Origin of the sequence: Leptolyngbya sp. FACHB-261 (assembly GCF_014696065.1) — a bacterium.
Taxonomy (GTDB): Bacteria; Cyanobacteriota; Cyanobacteriia; order FACHB-261; family FACHB-261; genus FACHB-261.
Window position 1 is genome coordinate 352,333 of sequence record NZ_JACJPL010000018.1, and the last position, 13,554, is coordinate 365,886.

Sequence of the window (13,554 nt, forward strand, 5' to 3'; positions counted from 1 at the left end):
TTAAGAACTCAATCATTGCTAATCTAGCTAGGAAATCTAGCGATAGAGTTGAGTCTTGTCATCTAGATCCATGCAAAAAACGCTCACATCCATGACATTTGTCACATCCAGTGTCAGACCAGATGCCATAGGATTGCTATTGAATTGCTGTTGAGTTTTGCAACTCAGGCTTATGGCACTCAGCGCAAGCACCGGCCCCGATACTGGCTCAAACTCTGGCTCAAGCACTGGCAGGAGAACTGGGCTAAACTCTGGCTCAAACACTAGCTCAAACCCTGGCCCGAACCCTGGCCCAAGCCCGGATGAAGTCATTACCTCACCTTCCATCTGGCGCATTGTGCGTCATGTGGAGTGGACAATTCTAGGCATCTCTCTGCTGATCGAGTTAATTGACCATAATGCTCAATATTGGCAGGCAATCGCCAAAGTTCCCCATACCGTAGCTTTTGTTTTTCTCGGGGTCTTTGCGCTACTCAGCTTGGTTTTTCCTGCCGACCGTCCCCTTTGGCAACGCCGAGCTTATATCGTTTTAGAGATTGGCTTAGCCCTGCTTGCGCTTGTTTTGGGCATGGCCTTCGACATTCTTCTCTATGTTTTTATTGCCAAAACCTGCTTCTTGCTCAAGCGCAAAGAAGTCATTATTACGATCATCACAACTGGGGTTGCCTGGAATGTAGCGCTGGTTTGGCTAGTTCCCCGAGCCATCCGGTTTATGCATGCCAATCCTGGCTATTGGTCTGATACCAATCAGATTCTGGTTAGCAGCCTCATTAACAACGTCGGCTCTTATCTGGCGGCCAGCACGTTTGTGACTTTGTTGAGCTTTACGGTGGTCGCCGAGCGCAAAAGCCGACGCCGAGCCGAGTTGCTAGCCAAAGAAGTCGAAACCCTGGCCGCAACCCTGGAGCGCACGCGCATTGCCCGCGATATCCACGACTCGCTAGGGCACACGCTGACCACCCTAGATGTCCAGCTCGAAGTCGCGCAGGAACTACGCCAGCGCAACCCCGAAAAAGCTCTCCAGGCCCTCGATACGGCCAAGCTGCTGGCCAGCCAATGTCTTCAGGACGTGCGACGCGCCTTGCAAACCATGCGTCGGTCAGACTTCAACCTGGACAAGGCGCTCAGCACCCTAATGGAACAGGTCCAACAGAACCAATCCTTCCGGGTGCAAGTGAAACTGAACCTGCCACCCCTGCCCCTGCAAACCAGCCACCAGCTCTACTGCGTGGTGCAGGAAGGGCTAACCAATATTCAAAAACATGCCCAGGCTTCTCGGGTCGGCCTGCGCAGTTGGTGCACCACGGACAGTGTGACTCTGGAGCTAATCGATGACGGTCAGGGCTTTGATCCGACTGCACCCTGCTCGGGCTTTGGCCTGCGGGGGATGCAAGAGCGGGTTCAAATCCTGGACGGTGAGCTTAAGATCGTCACGGCCCCCGGTCGGGGAACGCAGATTCAGGTGACTGTGCCGCGATGATTCGGCTGCTGCTGGTAGACGATCAGGCTCTGTTTCGCCAGGGTTTAGCCGCCTTGCTGGCGCTACAAGAGGATTTGGAGGTGGTGGGGCAAGCCAACCACGGCCAAGAAGCCATCAACCTCACCGACCAGCTCCAGCCCGATGTGATTCTGATGGATGTGCGCATGCCGGTCTGCGATGGTGTCACTGCGACTCGGGCCATCCATCAGCGCTACCCCTGGATTCGCATTTTGGTTTTGACCACGTTCGATGAGGACGAGTACATCTGGCAATCGTTGCAAGCCGGTGCTTTGGGGTATCTGCTCAAAAGCACCCCAGCCAGACAGGTCGCCGCTGCCATCCGCACCTTGCATCAGGGCCATAGCCAACTGGGACCGACAATTGCGCCCAAGGTGTTCGCCCAGATCCAACTGCCCACAGCCAAGAAAGAGAAAGCCGCCTACCGTTTGAGTGAGCGAGAACTGGAAGTGTTGCAGTTGCTGGGCCAGGGCAAAAGCAATCGGGAAATTGCGCGCACGCTGCATTTAAGCGATGGCACCGTGCGCAATTACATCACCCACATTCTCTGTGAGCTGGAGTTACGCGACCGCACCCAGGCAGCGCTATGGGCGCAGAAGCATCTAGACAAACCGCAACCCTAAAGTTTAGAAACGCCTGAAGTTTAGACGCCGGTGTTCTTAAAGCTGATTCATAGAGACAAGTAGAAGAGGTGGTAGCAAGAGACGTTACTGGTGGGAGTATCGCAGCCAGTCGTAGTTAACCCCAGTATGAGCCGTAAAGCTTATCCTACCGACCTCTCTGATGCTGAGTGGCAACTCATCGAACTGCTGATTCCTCCTGCTAGACCAGGGGTAATCTCATCGTTTTGCTAACGTTAGCATGGCCTAGCATTTTGTAGATGCATTCCTGATTTAGTCTTCGACCGGCTTTATCTTCTTAGCAAGCCATATCCACAATCGATTTTCGTGGAGGACTTGCACATAGTTAGCATTCACCTGATTGATTCGAGCAAAGATGCTTGGCTGTCTAAAAATGACGAGCCATAACAGCGTAGCCACTTTGTAAAGAAGACCTAACCAACGATGGTAAAAAATGAGGGCAATCAGGCTCAGGTCAGAAGCCGCATGGCCTTCTTTAACTTGCTGCATCGAATACTGAGGTAGAACGATCGACCATTGCTCAGGATACTGATGAAGCAACGTGCTAAGGGTAACGGCATCGGCGATTGCGGCAGTACACCCCTGTCCTAAAAGGCTAAACATTCCGTGCGCTGCATCTCCAATCAAGACGGCTTGACCCTCTAAGTAATGGTAGCAGTGACATTGACTCCAATATTCATGCCCTGGCTGAGCGGCTAAAAATGCCACTGCCTGATCGCGATCAAGCTTGATTTTGGGCGAGTGTTTGGGAGACATTTCTTGCAACAATTGCTGTAATTCCTCTGGGGTTGTCACCCCACAGGGGTTCATCTGATCGCTGCTGCTAGGTTGCCAAAAGATCAGCGCGCTGTATCGACCTTTCTTTTGCGGTAGACAGGCACCAAAAACAAGACTAAAAGGTGGCCTTCGCGTTTGTAGTCGAATGATGCTCAGTTGCTGTAGTTCTGACTCTAGTGAGAGTTGCAGAACCTTCCAGACGTGGGGACGTTGCCGCTCTTGAAAGCGGATCTCATCTGGTTTTGCAACCATCATGGTACTGCGGATCGTGGAATGAACTCCATCTGCTCCGACAAGCAGATCGTAAGCGACCGTTTGCGATCCAGATTCTCCATCAATCGTGATCTGGTGGCGAGCGAGATCAACCTCTATAACTGACGTGTTGTAGTTTATCGATAGTCGTGAATCTACCTGATCACCATGGTGGGTAAGCAGTGATTGCAGGAGTAAAGCACAGAGTTGACGACGTGGAATTAAGATCAATCCTCCCCGTGCAAACTCAATTCCTTCATCAGTTAATTGCTCTACTAGCCCTTCAATGCTGCTTAACCAATTCTGCACTCTTGCCCCTAATCCCAACCCGAATCCTCGACTGTCAACTGACACTAAATCGGTTGGATTTTGGTTGCAATCATACAATTGCACCCGATAGTTTGAGCCGAGAGCGAGCAGGCGCTCGGCTAAGAATAAGCCAGCGGGTCCTGCACCAACAATGACAACATTCATAATCCAGAGATCTGGTGAAGTTTTACAGCATAACGAGTTTGCGAAAATTGAGAATTGATTTGAGTCTCCAGTTGGCTACGAACCACCTAACTCACTTTAGTCCAGCGCGGAACGTAATCGAATAGCCACTTAAACTGCTGATCAGCAAGCCAAGTCGGAGTCAATTTATAGATCCAGTTGCGGATAAAACAGGCGATTGCATTCTCTGCCTGTCCGAGTTGACCCACTTGACGGGAGGTGGTGAAGACACGATTAATGCGATCGCAGCGGCTTGCTTCAAACTGTCGTAGCAACGATGGAACTGTCTCCGCTTCATGACTTACGATAAGCTGTTTGACCAGTTCAAAGGCATCTTCGATAGCCATACAGCCGCCTTGACCCAAGTTGGGCTGCACAGGATGAGCGGCATCGCCAATCAGCGTGACTCGTCCTCTACCCCAGGTTTGTCCCAACGGTTCGCGATCATAGATGTCATCGCGGTAGATAGGCTGAGCGCTCAGGGCATCGAGAATGGCTGGTACTGGGTTGGCATAGCTCGAAAAGCGCGATCGCAAGGCATTCAATGCACCGCCTGCCAATTCATCAGTGCCGCCAGCAGGGGTATTGACGAAGGCATAGAACGAAAAACGACCAGAGCCAACATCAAAATAGCCAAAGCGATCGCCCTGCCCCCAATATTCTGACCAACTGTACCGCTCATCCAGCGGTAGTCCAGCTGCCTCAAAATATCCCCGCCAGCAGCATGTACCGCTGTAGATGGGCCGTTCCAATTGCTCTTTTTCCTGCAACTGCGCCCGCACACTGGAATACAGCCCATCAGCACCGACTAAGACACTTCCTTCTGCAATGCTGCCGTTCTGGAAGAACACCCGCACAGTGTCTTGACTCTCCTCAAAGTTCTCAAAGACACATCCCGTTTTTACCGTTCCTTCTGGTAGCGCATCGTAGAGGATTTGCTGCAATTCCGGTCGCAGTAAACAAATTCCCAGGTTGTCTGCTTGCACGAATTTTGGCGAATTGAGGTAGAGCAGTTCTCCATTTTTGTTAAAGAAGCCACCCTCTCGAATCGTGCCGCCATGCTGGTAGAAGCGATCGTAAAGTTGCCCGTCCCAAAGCAGTTGATAAACCCGCATGGCATTCCGCTGAATGAAAATACCACCCGGTCCTGACAGCATTTCAGGTAATGTCCGCTTTTCATAGACTTCCACTGGGATGCTTGCATCAAGGCACACACGCGCTAGGGTCAATCCGCCAATTCCGCCGCCAATGACAATTATCTTTCGGCTCAATTCTCAGTCTCCTTAAAAATAGTCTTTGGAGTGATGTACGTAGCTTCGACGCTTTATAAACAGAGTGGGCTTCCTATTTCATTTGCTAGCTATGTTAGGGTTCTCATAGCCTTCGAGCAGTCATTATCGCTGATTAACGATGGTAGCCTTCCTCTAGGAACATGGAGCAGGGTCAAGGCACAGCCCAGTAAAAGGTTATCAGGGGCTCCCTGAGGCATCAGTGCCTGAGATCTGCGGCTGGCAGTTGGAGATTATCAAACGAGACGAGCCCGGTTTCGTGTTACTGCCTAAGCGCTGGGTGGTGGAGAGGACCTTTGGTTGGTTAGGACGCTATCGCCGCTTAAGCAAGGATTACGAGTACCTACCGCAGATGAGTGAAGCGATGGTTTATGCAGCCAGCGTTCGACTCATGCTGCGTCGTCTCACTCCCTCTACAAATATTCTTTATAAATAAGATGAGTGTTCAGGATGATATGGGATTGCAAGAGGGTGTTTCCCCGGTGGCTGGAGATTTCCCGCGACTAGTCACAGTAGGGGAAGCCTCCGTCCGCGCCACTTATCTGTTCTTAGTGGAATGCTCTTGGTTGCAGTAAATGCCTGAAGACAAAGCCTTCTACGACAACTCAGAATTACTATCGGGTTATCTCGCACACCGGGCTCGACCCGATAACCCCAATGACACACTAGAGCGTCCGCTCTTTTTAGAACTTGCTGGTGATCTCACCAATCTGGACATTCTTGATTTAGGGTGCGGGAATGCTGCGTTTGGGAAAGAGGCTCTGTTGCAAGGGGCGCGCTCCTACACAGGCATTGAAGTCTCTCAGTCAATGGTTGACCTTGCCCGTCAAATGCTTGCAGACACCTCTGGTCAGGTTCGCCACGAAAGCATAGAAACATGGCGAGCCCAGACAGAACAAGTTGATTTGGTGTCGTCGCGGCTGGCACTGCATTATGTTGAAAATCTCGAATCTGTGTTTCAAGAAATCTATGAGGTGCTGTGTCCTGGTGGGCGGGTGATTATATCGGTCGAGCATCCTGTCATTACATCGAACTTTGAGAGCTTAGCAGAAGGTCGCCGCACGACCTGGTTGGTTAACAACTACTTCAAACCGGGTGCAAGAGTGCACCAATGGCTTGGCAATCAGGTCACGAAGTATCACCACACTTTGGAAGAGTATTTTAACCTCGTTGCAGACGCTGGACTTGAGCTAAAGCATGTGCGAGAGTCACGTCCTAAAAAGAGCTATTTTTTGAGCGAGGAAGAATATGAGCGGCGTTTACGGATTCCGCTGTTTTTATTGATCGCGGCATGTAAGCCAAGATGACTCCGGAAGCTCTTCATCTTTATCTGGGTCAATTTGCCCAAAAGAAAAGTCCGCCGAAGTGGACTGACTGACAGAAACATGGCAGTAGTTTTGGGCCAATGTTGGCTAATACCAACTAACTTTTCAATCGCTACCCATTTGCCCCCTCCCGACCTTCCCTTGCTAAGGGGAGGTGCCGTAGGTGGTGGGGTTCTGCCTAGAGAATTGCTATTAGATGAGTAAGCAGGGTGATATGGGATTGCAAGAGGGCGTTTACCTGGTCACTTCAGAAGATTTCCCGTGCCTAGTCGAAGTGTGGGAGGCCTCCGTCCGCGCCACGCATCTGTTCTTGATGGAAGCGGATATCCAGTTCTTCAAGCCATTGGTGCAGGATGCCCTTCCCCAGATGGCAGAACTAGCCTGTGCGCGTGATGAGCAGGGCCAGGTTGTTGGCTTTGTTGGTGTGGTGGAGGACAAAGTTGAGATGCTATTTATCCATCCCCTGTGGCGAGGGCAAGGGGTTGGGCGACGACTGCTGGAGCATGCGGTCAAGGCGCTTGGTGCTACCAAGGTTGATGTGAATGAGCAGAATGAACAGGCGGTGGGGTTTTATCTGCGGCTGGGGTTTGAAGTAGAAGGGCGTTCGGAGTTGGATGGCTTGGGCAAGCCGTTTCCTCTATTGCATATGCGCTTACGTGATTGAGTGATGTGATTGAGTGATGTGATTTTGCAGAAGCGAGTAGATCTGACAAACCGATATACCCAATTGCCAAACTCAATTGCTGAACCAGAAGGCAACCCATTAAGTTGGACAGGTTATCTCCGTCCAGTTAGCTCAATTGCCATCAGACAGACCTCTTTTATTTACCTCTGCAATCCATCTTTATCTGGGTAAATTTTCCCAAAAGAAAAGTCCGCCGAAGCGGACTGACTCACAGAAATATGACAATAGTTTTGGGCCAATGTTGACCAACAAGACCAGTAGATTAGCTCTGATCTGTTTTCTGGTCCGCTTGCTTTTTACGGCCTCCTCGGCCAAAGCGACGTCCCATATCAACGACAGCAGTATTCAAACCAGCATCTTTACCGTTGGCACGAGCTGAGTTGTAAGCCATACGGGCGGCAGCATAGGCTTCGCTACCCGCTAATAAATAGGTGTCTTCGACCAGCTCTTGGAGTTGAACCAGAGACAACATAATTGGATAAAGTGACTCTACCAGATTGATGTCGCGTCGCATTTCATCGACATCTAAACAGCGAGGCATGAGTTCAGGGTTTTGGTCAGCCAGCTCAACAGCTTTATGGACAAAGGCCCGAGTTTTGTCACCCATACGGCTCAGGCTGCGGCGGCGAGCGGGGGTTAAACCTACTAGGAAAGAAAGTATTTCACGAACATTGGTGAGATTTGACAGAACAGCTTGAAGATCGTCCGATGGCAGCTCGGCGCTTACAAGGTTATTATTCACCCTGAATCGGTCCTTTAAAGTAATAACAGTTAGCCTAGCCATTTAGCTTAGGCTTTTCTTTTAGTGCCCATATTTCACTGGTTACTAACTTGTGGAATTCCCTGAAAAAAGTAAGCTAGCAAATTAGCTTCTCCGAGAATTCTGGGATAAACGTTGTTTGCGATGAGTACAAGTACCTTTCAACCCTCAACGAAGTTGTTTGGCATGAGTACAAGTACCTTTCAACCTTCGCCAACGTGGGTAAAAGTGTCGTCGTTCTCGGTTCAACCTTCGCCAACGTGGGTAAAAGTGTCGTCGTTCTCGGTTCAACCTTCGCCAACGTGGGTAAAAGTGTCGTCGTTGTGGGTCAGACCCTCGTCGTCTTGGGTAAAAGTGTCGTCGTCCTGGGTTCAACCTTCAAGGACGTGGGTTCAATCCTGGTTTGAGACCGGCGTGAATTCAGTGTTAATGCCTGGACTAGAGGGGGAATGCTGAAAAGACAGCAATCAGGTTGCCTGGAGCTGAGGGAATTTGTTGAGCCTTGCTTAAGATCAATTAGCTGAGGCGGAAGCGTTTTTGCAGGGTCGCGGCCTTAGGCACCAGGAACTTGCAGACAACTAGAGCTTGGCTTGATAGTCAAACTCAGGGACATCCACTAGTCTCATCTGCAAATCCTCCCGCCCATACCGCTGCAACTCAGCATGGCAAAATCAGCGCATGACTGACCACGACCGCCTGTTCAAAGAACTCCTATCCACCTTTTTCCTGGAGTTCGTAGAGTTGTTTCTACCCGATGCAGCAGCCTTCCTGGAACGCAACTCCCTCACCTTTCTCGACAAAGAACTGTTCACCGATGTCACCTCAGGCGAGCGCTACGAAGCCGACCTAGTCGTCAGAGCCCAGTTCCAAGGCGAGATCTCCTGCTTTCTGATTCATGTAGAGCACCAGGCGCAGCCGCAGAAAGATTTCGGCCAGCGCATGTTCCGATACTTCGCCCGATTGAGTGAGCAGTATGGGCTGCCAGTGTATCCAGTCGTGCTGTTCTCATATGACTCCCCCAAGCAGGCAGCAGCTCAGCAGCATCGGGTCGAGTTTCCTGGCTGGGTAGTGCTGGAGTTCAACTACCGGGTGATTCAGCTCAACTGACTGCCCTGGCAAGAGTTCATAACGCGACCGAACCCGATTAGCAGCGCCTTAATGGCCAAGATGAGCATGGAACGGCAAGAGCGCCCAGTGGTGAAGCTAGAGTGTCTGCGAATGCTGGCGAGTCTAGAACTAGACCCAGCGCGAACTCAACTGATCTCAGGGTTTGTAGACATGTATCTAGAGCTAGGACCAGAGGAGGAAAGGGAGTTTGAGGAGGGCCTTGGTAGGATTGAGCGAGAGCAGCAGGAGCAGGTCATGCAGATAGTCACCAGTTGGATGCGGCAAGGTCTCCAGCAGGGTCTTCAGCAGGGCCGACAAGAGGGCCAGCAAGAAGGCCGACAACAGGAAGCCCTAACGCTGATTCTGCGCTTGCTCAACCGCCGATTGGGGGCAGTGACGCCAGAGAATCGCACAGTGATCCAGTCATTGTCAGTTGAGCACCTGGAAGACCTAGCTGAGGCGTTGCTAGATTTCTCTGACGAAGCGGATTTGCGTGACTGGTTGCGCAGTCGAGATTTGCCCCAAGAACAGGGTTAAGCTCTCTTTCGTTCTTTCTGATTCATGGAGAGCAGCAGGCGCAGACGCAAGACGCAACAGCTTGTGACCAGTTGGAGAAGCAGTCCGTCCAGAGTGCCAAACTGGAAAAACAGAGCCTCAATCTGAAGGGGTTGTTCGGGAGTAAGCGTAGGAGCAACCGTTCATGCTGACTGAAATCCGCCAACTCAGCGTGCGTGACTACCACTGCATGGTAGAAACCGGGATTTTGGCAGTAGATGAGCGGGTGGAATTGCTGGCAGGACAAATTTTTAGAATGGCGGCGAAGGGAACGGCACACAGCGCAGTGGTCACTCGGGTAGAACGGCTGCTGAAGCGCTGCCTGGGGGAACAAGTGGTCATCTGTTTGCAAGATCCCGTACAACTGGATGATTTCTCTGAACCAGAGCCAGATATTGCAGTGGTTCGGGTTGATCCTTTGGAATACGAGGATCATCACCCTAGGCCCAGTGAGATCTATTGGCTAACAGAGGTTGCTGATATAACCCTTAAACGCGATTTAGAAATCAAAGCTTCTCTCTACGCCCAATCAGGCATCTCAGAATACTGGGTCTTGGATGTAAATGAGCAACAGTTACATGTGTTCCGTTCGCCCAGTCCCAAAGATTATGAAAGCAAGACTGTTTTGTCTGAAGAACAGACCATCTCACCTCTAACTTTTCCAAACTGTAAAATTGCAATTCGAGAGCTACTACGTCCGAGAGAACAGTGAAGTTCTCCTAGAACTTGAATCAAGGCATAACTTCTCAAGGCTACGGATTTCTCAAACAACGATTCTCACCACTCTCATCGCCAAGACAATCCCCATTCGGATTCAAAATCACCACACGATTCACCGTCGGAAACTGTCGCAAAGTAGCCTCAATCGCACTCATGGCCCGTGCATCATCGCCAATTCCATTCGAGACAACCTGCCGACAAAACCGCAGTCTCGCAGTTCTGCCAGAAATAGCCAGCGCAAAATCTCGTCTGCCTTATGAGGGGTATCGCGCCGCACTAGCCTTATAGATGCAATTATTCTCGGCGATAAATATGGCCCATGACAGCAATTGCTATTCACTGCCATTGCAGTAAAAATAGATCTAGCAGACTACAGGAGGGCTCAAGCATGAACGTGTCTCTGACACCAGAGTTAGAGCGGTACATTCAAGAAAAACTTGCCAGTGGCATGTACTACTCTGCCAGTGAGGTCATTCTCGAAGGACTACGGATGCTCCAGGAGAAAGACCGCATGCAAGAGATCCGCTTGCAGGAACTGCGGCAAGAGATACAGGCCGGTCTCGACAGCGGAGAGTCAACCCCGTTGGATATCCAGGCAATCAAGACAAAAGCACGGCAGCGTCACCAGCAGAGATAGACAAAGTAATGGCGACCCTCTTTAAACGCCCATTAGCTGAACTAGATCTGCTAGATATCTGGGGATTCATTGCAGACGACAGCATAGACCGAGCAGATAGTTTTTTGGACCAGATGGACAGCAAGCTGCAAACTCTAGCCCGTAATCCAGGATTGGGTAAACGGCAAGAGGAGCTGTTGCCCGGATTAAGGAGCTTCCCGATTGGTAACTACGTAGTGTTTTACCGAGAGATTGAGAACGGCATTGATGTCATTCGAGTTCTACGAGGATCACGCGACATTGAGGCAATTTTTAGGCAGGATTGAATCTTCTTAAATGTTGTCGAATTTTCTCTAACGAGGGTGCACTCCAAAAAGCGCTGGCACAATTGTTGCAAAGGGTTCGATATAGCTACGGGTTCCTCAAACAACGATTCTCACCACTCTCATCCCCAAGACAATCGCCGTTCGGATTCAAAATCACCACACGATTCACCGTCGGAAACTGTCGCAAAGTAGCCTCAATCGCACTCATGGCCCGTGCATCATCGCCAATTCCATTCGAGACAACCTGCCGACAAAACCGCAGCCTCGCAGTTCTGCCAGAAATAGCCAGCGCAAAATCTCGTCCGCAATTGGAACTTCCCTGTAAACGCACTGCTGAACGCAGACCCTGTTGCTGTTCTCCACTCGTCGGTCCTGCAATCAGTTGCTCAACCGCAAACTGAGCCACCCTTAAACCAGGCGTATCGCGCCGCACCGGTCTTGTCTGGGTAAAGTCATTCCCCCCACTTGCGTTAGTTGGAAAGAAAACCTGCACCTGCCGCATCATTGGTACCGGCGATGGCTCAGCCTTTGCCTGCGCACTCCAATTCCCCCAACCCAAAAGCACAGCTAGCAGCAACAACCTCAGTTTCAGGTCAAACTGCCACAAGCTAGTTGATGATCCAGCAGAATTCCAATTCAGCAACACAAGATAACTCCATTCATCGATGAAGCGAACCCACTTCTAAGCAGTTGCTATTAAACAAATCAGGCCCTTAAGTTTAATAGCAACTCTCAGCTACAGTTCCTTCCAAGTGCCCAACATCTTCGCAAAAACCGCAGCTCATTGCCTCACCCAAGCGGGCTAAACTGTCACCCGTTCTGACCACTCGTTCTAGCTACCCGCGTTGACACACTTGAACTTTCTTAATAGCCAAAAGCGCTGAACACTATACTTAACACAACCCCCTACTCAACTCAAAAGCAACGCTTATGGTTCAGGCCATCGGTCAACAGCTGACCCTAGAGGAATTCCTGGCATTACCAGAAGGTAATGTCCTCTATCAGCTAGTCGATGGTCAGGCTGTCCCGAAATTCAAATCGCCTGAAACGTCTCCCAAATTCTTCCATAGCTCGCTCACAGGCGCTTTATTTGGGCTGCTTAGCCCGTGGGCTCAACAAGGACGCGTGCGGATTGAATGGGCAGTTGCTTTGACCCGTGCCGGTAAACCCTGGGTGCCCGTCCCTGATCTATATTTCGTATGAGCGCCTTGCCGCTGATTGGATGGCTGACGAAGCCTGTCCCATCGCGCCTGAACTCGTCATTGAAATCATTTCCCCAGGCCAGACCTTCGGCGAAATGACCCAAAAAGCAACTGATTATCTGAGTGCAGGCGTGCTGAGGGTCTGGATTGTCGATCCCCCTTTTAAGAAGCATCACCGTGTTTTATCCCGATGCTCCCCCTCGCATCTACACAGAGCAAATTGCCCTCACTGATCCACAGTTTCCAAGACTCCAACTAACTGCTCAGCAAGTCTTTCTCCAAGCCGGATTGCCATTGAATCGACCACTCTGAACTGATAGTCATGACAGCCGTGAATTGCGCTTAGCTACCGTAAAGCGTTGAGCACCCTACACTGGAACTACCCCAATCCCAGAGCCTCCAACTCCAGAGCCCCAATCCCAGCGCAAGCCAATGAGTCCCCTAGAAGCCAAACCACAGATAGAGACTTGGGTAGCTGCTCCCTGGAGCGAGTATCTCCAGATCATCGAAGCCCCTGCCTACGAGAAGGCAAAAGGGTACTATTACCGGGGACACATGAGAGTTGAAATGCTTCCTGTTGGGTTTGATCACAGCACCAATCACAGCATCATTGCCTTTGCCATTAACTTATTTGCTGTCCTCAAACAGATTCCCCTCACCCAGGCCGATAACTGCACCTACCGCAAAGCTGGCATCCAAGAATGTCAACCTGACCTCTCGTGTTACATCGGAGCCAAAGCACAAGCAATCCCACCCAGCACTAACATCGTTAACCTTAATCAATATCCAGCGCCTGATTTGGTTGTTGAAGTTGCTAAAACCTCTTTACTAGACGACCTCGGTATCAAACGAGCGCTCTACGAAAACCTAGGGGTCAGGGAATATTGGGTTATTGATGTTCGGAATGCTCAGCTTGTTGCTTATGCGATCAGTGAGCGCGGCTCCCAACAAATTGAGACATCGCAAGTCCTACCAGGGCTCACCATCGCAATCCTCGCAGAAGCTCTACGCCGCAGTCGTCAAACTAACCAATCAACTGTTGGTGCCTGGTTGCTCACCCAATTTCAGCAAGCTTAAATTCAGCAAACCGAAATATAGCGTTTTACCTGAGTGTTTTGTTCCGGTACTTCACCTCATCGATCTTGAATCAACCGGGTAGGAAATTCACCTGGCCCACTTGGTTAGCCATTTAGTTGATCCACTTTAAGAGCTTGCTTAGAACTAATCAGTAAAGCCGCCTTATTCTCTATCTTTTAGCTAAAACTCTCTTATCTAAAACTCTTAGCCAAAACTCACCTGAGCTTCAGAA

At 50.5% G+C, this 13,554-nt stretch carries 20 protein-coding genes and 1 pseudogene; 15 read left to right on the top strand and 6 right to left on the bottom strand.

The features are described from left to right. Positions 1–36: 36 nt before the first annotated feature. Positions 37–312, bottom strand: coding sequence for a hypothetical protein (locus tag H6F94_RS31650; RefSeq protein ID WP_199320337.1), 276 nt, complete (start codon positions 310–312; stop codon positions 37–39). A gap of 25 nt (positions 313–337) precedes the next feature. Here H6F94_RS31650 and H6F94_RS10925 point away from each other — a divergent pair, with 25 nt between their 5' ends. Continuing rightward, positions 338–1,480, top strand: a complete 1,143-nt coding sequence (locus H6F94_RS10925) for a sensor histidine kinase (protein WP_199320338.1) — start codon at positions 338–340, stop codon at positions 1,478–1,480. Further along, a complete protein-coding gene (locus H6F94_RS10930) occupies positions 1,477–2,121 on the top strand; it encodes a response regulator transcription factor (RefSeq protein ID WP_190802247.1) in 645 nt (214 codons plus the stop codon). Before H6F94_RS10925 ends, H6F94_RS10930 begins: the two co-directional genes overlap by 4 nt. Before the next feature lie 270 nt (positions 2,122–2,391). Here the strand turns inward: H6F94_RS10930 and H6F94_RS10935 are convergent, their stop codons facing one another. Further along, the gene (locus H6F94_RS10935; protein ID WP_190802248.1) at positions 2,392–3,642 is read right to left on the bottom strand and encodes an FAD-dependent oxidoreductase; all 1,251 of its coding nucleotides are present in this window, start codon (positions 3,640–3,642) and stop codon (positions 2,392–2,394) included. A gap of 86 nt (positions 3,643–3,728) precedes the next feature. Next, positions 3,729–4,931 carry an FAD-dependent monooxygenase gene (locus H6F94_RS10940; RefSeq protein WP_190802249.1) on the bottom strand — a complete coding sequence of 401 codons (1,203 nt, stop codon included), beginning with the start codon at positions 4,929–4,931 and terminating at the stop codon, positions 3,729–3,731. A 235-nt stretch (positions 4,932–5,166) separates the two neighbouring features. On the opposite strand from H6F94_RS10940, the pseudogene H6F94_RS10945 reads away from it, so the two are divergent. From H6F94_RS10945 to H6F94_RS10960, 4 genes and pseudogenes are all read left to right on the top strand, one after another. Further along, positions 5,167–5,385, top strand: a pseudogene (locus tag H6F94_RS10945) (transposase); the annotation flags it as partial. Position 5,386: 1 nt separating this feature from the next. Beyond that, entirely contained in the window at positions 5,387–5,524 is a 138-nt protein-coding gene (locus H6F94_RS10950) for a hypothetical protein (RefSeq protein WP_190802250.1), read from the top strand. Next, positions 5,525–6,256: a class I SAM-dependent methyltransferase gene (locus tag H6F94_RS10955; RefSeq protein WP_190802251.1), complete on the top strand. Its 732-nt coding sequence runs from the start codon at positions 5,525–5,527 to the stop codon at positions 6,254–6,256. It abuts the gene before it with no gap. Between the two features lie 214 nt (positions 6,257–6,470). After that, positions 6,471–6,938, top strand: coding sequence for an acetyltransferase (locus H6F94_RS10960; RefSeq protein ID WP_242041098.1), 468 nt, complete (start codon positions 6,471–6,473; stop codon positions 6,936–6,938). A gap of 283 nt (positions 6,939–7,221) precedes the next feature. On the opposite strand, the gene H6F94_RS10965 is transcribed toward H6F94_RS10960, so the two are convergent. Then, on the bottom strand, positions 7,222–7,701 hold the full coding sequence (locus tag H6F94_RS10965; RefSeq protein WP_190802252.1) for a hypothetical protein: 480 nt from the start codon (positions 7,699–7,701) through the stop codon (positions 7,222–7,224). Positions 7,702–7,937: 236 nt separating this feature from the next. On the opposite strand from H6F94_RS10965, the gene H6F94_RS10970 reads away from it, so the two are divergent. From H6F94_RS10970 to H6F94_RS10980, 4 genes are all read left to right on the top strand, one after another. Further along, positions 7,938–8,126 carry a hypothetical protein gene (locus tag H6F94_RS10970; RefSeq protein ID WP_190802253.1) on the top strand — a complete coding sequence of 63 codons (189 nt, stop codon included), beginning with the start codon at positions 7,938–7,940 and terminating at the stop codon, positions 8,124–8,126. Positions 8,127–8,397: 271 nt separating this feature from the next. Beyond that, entirely contained in the window at positions 8,398–8,826 is a 429-nt protein-coding gene (locus H6F94_RS32245) for an RpnC/YadD family protein (RefSeq protein ID WP_242041099.1), read from the top strand. A gap of 51 nt (positions 8,827–8,877) precedes the next feature. After that, complete coding sequence (locus H6F94_RS32250) at positions 8,878–9,363, top strand: DUF4351 domain-containing protein (RefSeq protein WP_242041100.1); 486 nt, start codon at positions 8,878–8,880, stop codon at positions 9,361–9,363. 163 nt (positions 9,364–9,526) lie between these two features. Continuing rightward, positions 9,527–10,093: a Uma2 family endonuclease gene (locus tag H6F94_RS10980; protein WP_190802254.1), complete on the top strand. Its 567-nt coding sequence runs from the start codon at positions 9,527–9,529 to the stop codon at positions 10,091–10,093. 40 nt (positions 10,094–10,133) lie between these two features. Here the strand turns inward: H6F94_RS10980 and H6F94_RS32910 are convergent, their stop codons facing one another. After that, positions 10,134–10,256 (bottom strand): hypothetical protein, encoded by a 123-nt coding sequence (locus tag H6F94_RS32910; protein ID WP_277878043.1) that lies wholly within the window; start codon positions 10,254–10,256, stop codon positions 10,134–10,136. A 233-nt stretch (positions 10,257–10,489) separates the two neighbouring features. On the opposite strand from H6F94_RS32910, the gene H6F94_RS10985 reads away from it, so the two are divergent. Both H6F94_RS10985 and H6F94_RS10990 read left to right on the top strand, forming a co-directional pair. Beyond that, positions 10,490–10,738, top strand: coding sequence for a type II toxin-antitoxin system ParD family antitoxin (locus H6F94_RS10985; protein ID WP_190802255.1), 249 nt, complete (start codon positions 10,490–10,492; stop codon positions 10,736–10,738). 8 nt (positions 10,739–10,746) lie between these two features. Further along, a complete protein-coding gene (locus H6F94_RS10990; protein WP_190802256.1) occupies positions 10,747–11,043 on the top strand; it encodes a type II toxin-antitoxin system RelE/ParE family toxin in 297 nt (98 codons plus the stop codon). A gap of 85 nt (positions 11,044–11,128) precedes the next feature. Here the strand turns inward: H6F94_RS10990 and H6F94_RS10995 are convergent, their stop codons facing one another. Next, the gene (locus H6F94_RS10995; protein WP_190802257.1) at positions 11,129–11,689 is read right to left on the bottom strand and encodes a GerMN domain-containing protein; all 561 of its coding nucleotides are present in this window, start codon (positions 11,687–11,689) and stop codon (positions 11,129–11,131) included. Positions 11,690–11,973: 284 nt separating this feature from the next. Here H6F94_RS10995 and H6F94_RS32915 point away from each other — a divergent pair, with 284 nt between their 5' ends. The 3 genes from H6F94_RS32915 to H6F94_RS11005 all read left to right on the top strand — a co-directional run bounded on the left by H6F94_RS32915 (position 11,974) and on the right by H6F94_RS11005 (position 13,322). Beyond that, positions 11,974–12,246, top strand: a complete 273-nt coding sequence (locus H6F94_RS32915) for a PDDEXK family nuclease (protein WP_277878044.1) — start codon at positions 11,974–11,976, stop codon at positions 12,244–12,246. Positions 12,247–12,265: 19 nt separating this feature from the next. After that, positions 12,266–12,478, top strand: a complete 213-nt coding sequence (locus H6F94_RS32920) for a Uma2 family endonuclease (RefSeq protein WP_277878045.1) — start codon at positions 12,266–12,268, stop codon at positions 12,476–12,478. Between the two features lie 199 nt (positions 12,479–12,677). Further along, entirely contained in the window at positions 12,678–13,322 is a 645-nt protein-coding gene (locus H6F94_RS11005) for a Uma2 family endonuclease (protein WP_190802258.1), read from the top strand. Positions 13,323–13,554: the final 232 nt, after the last annotated feature.

What these genes read in the sequence shown, in the direction of transcription:
- H6F94_RS11005 (WP_190802258.1), top strand. Translation starts at nt 12,678, where the DNA reads ATGAGTCCCCTAGAAGCCAAACCACAGATAGAGACTTGGGTAGCTGCT.
- H6F94_RS32915 (WP_277878044.1), top strand. Translation starts at nt 11,974, where the DNA reads ATGGTTCAGGCCATCGGTCAACAGCTGACCCTAGAGGAATTCCTGGCA.
- H6F94_RS10990 (WP_190802256.1), top strand. Translation starts at nt 10,747, where the DNA reads ATGGCGACCCTCTTTAAACGCCCATTAGCTGAACTAGATCTGCTAGAT.
- H6F94_RS32245 (WP_242041099.1), top strand. Translation starts at nt 8,398, where the DNA reads ATGACTGACCACGACCGCCTGTTCAAAGAACTCCTATCCACCTTTTTC.
- H6F94_RS10980 (WP_190802254.1), top strand. Translation starts at nt 9,527, where the DNA reads ATGCTGACTGAAATCCGCCAACTCAGCGTGCGTGACTACCACTGCATG.
- H6F94_RS10935 (WP_190802248.1), bottom strand. Translation starts at nt 3,642, where the DNA reads ATGAATGTTGTCATTGTTGGTGCAGGACCCGCTGGCTTATTCTTAGCC.
- H6F94_RS31650 (WP_199320337.1), bottom strand. Translation starts at nt 312, where the DNA reads ATGACTTCATCCGGGCTTGGGCCAGGGTTCGGGCCAGGGTTTGAGCTA.
- H6F94_RS10930 (WP_190802247.1), top strand. Translation starts at nt 1,477, where the DNA reads ATGATTCGGCTGCTGCTGGTAGACGATCAGGCTCTGTTTCGCCAGGGT.
- H6F94_RS32920 (WP_277878045.1), top strand. Translation starts at nt 12,266, where the DNA reads ATGGCTGACGAAGCCTGTCCCATCGCGCCTGAACTCGTCATTGAAATC.
- H6F94_RS10985 (WP_190802255.1), top strand. Translation starts at nt 10,490, where the DNA reads ATGAACGTGTCTCTGACACCAGAGTTAGAGCGGTACATTCAAGAAAAA.
- H6F94_RS32910 (WP_277878043.1), bottom strand. Translation starts at nt 10,256, where the DNA reads ATGAGTGCGATTGAGGCTACTTTGCGACAGTTTCCGACGGTGAATCGT.
- H6F94_RS32250 (WP_242041100.1), top strand. Translation starts at nt 8,878, where the DNA reads ATGGCCAAGATGAGCATGGAACGGCAAGAGCGCCCAGTGGTGAAGCTA.
- H6F94_RS10950 (WP_190802250.1), top strand. Translation starts at nt 5,387, where the DNA reads ATGAGTGTTCAGGATGATATGGGATTGCAAGAGGGTGTTTCCCCGGTG.
- H6F94_RS10955 (WP_190802251.1), top strand. Translation starts at nt 5,525, where the DNA reads ATGCCTGAAGACAAAGCCTTCTACGACAACTCAGAATTACTATCGGGT.
- H6F94_RS10960 (WP_242041098.1), top strand. Translation starts at nt 6,471, where the DNA reads ATGAGTAAGCAGGGTGATATGGGATTGCAAGAGGGCGTTTACCTGGTC.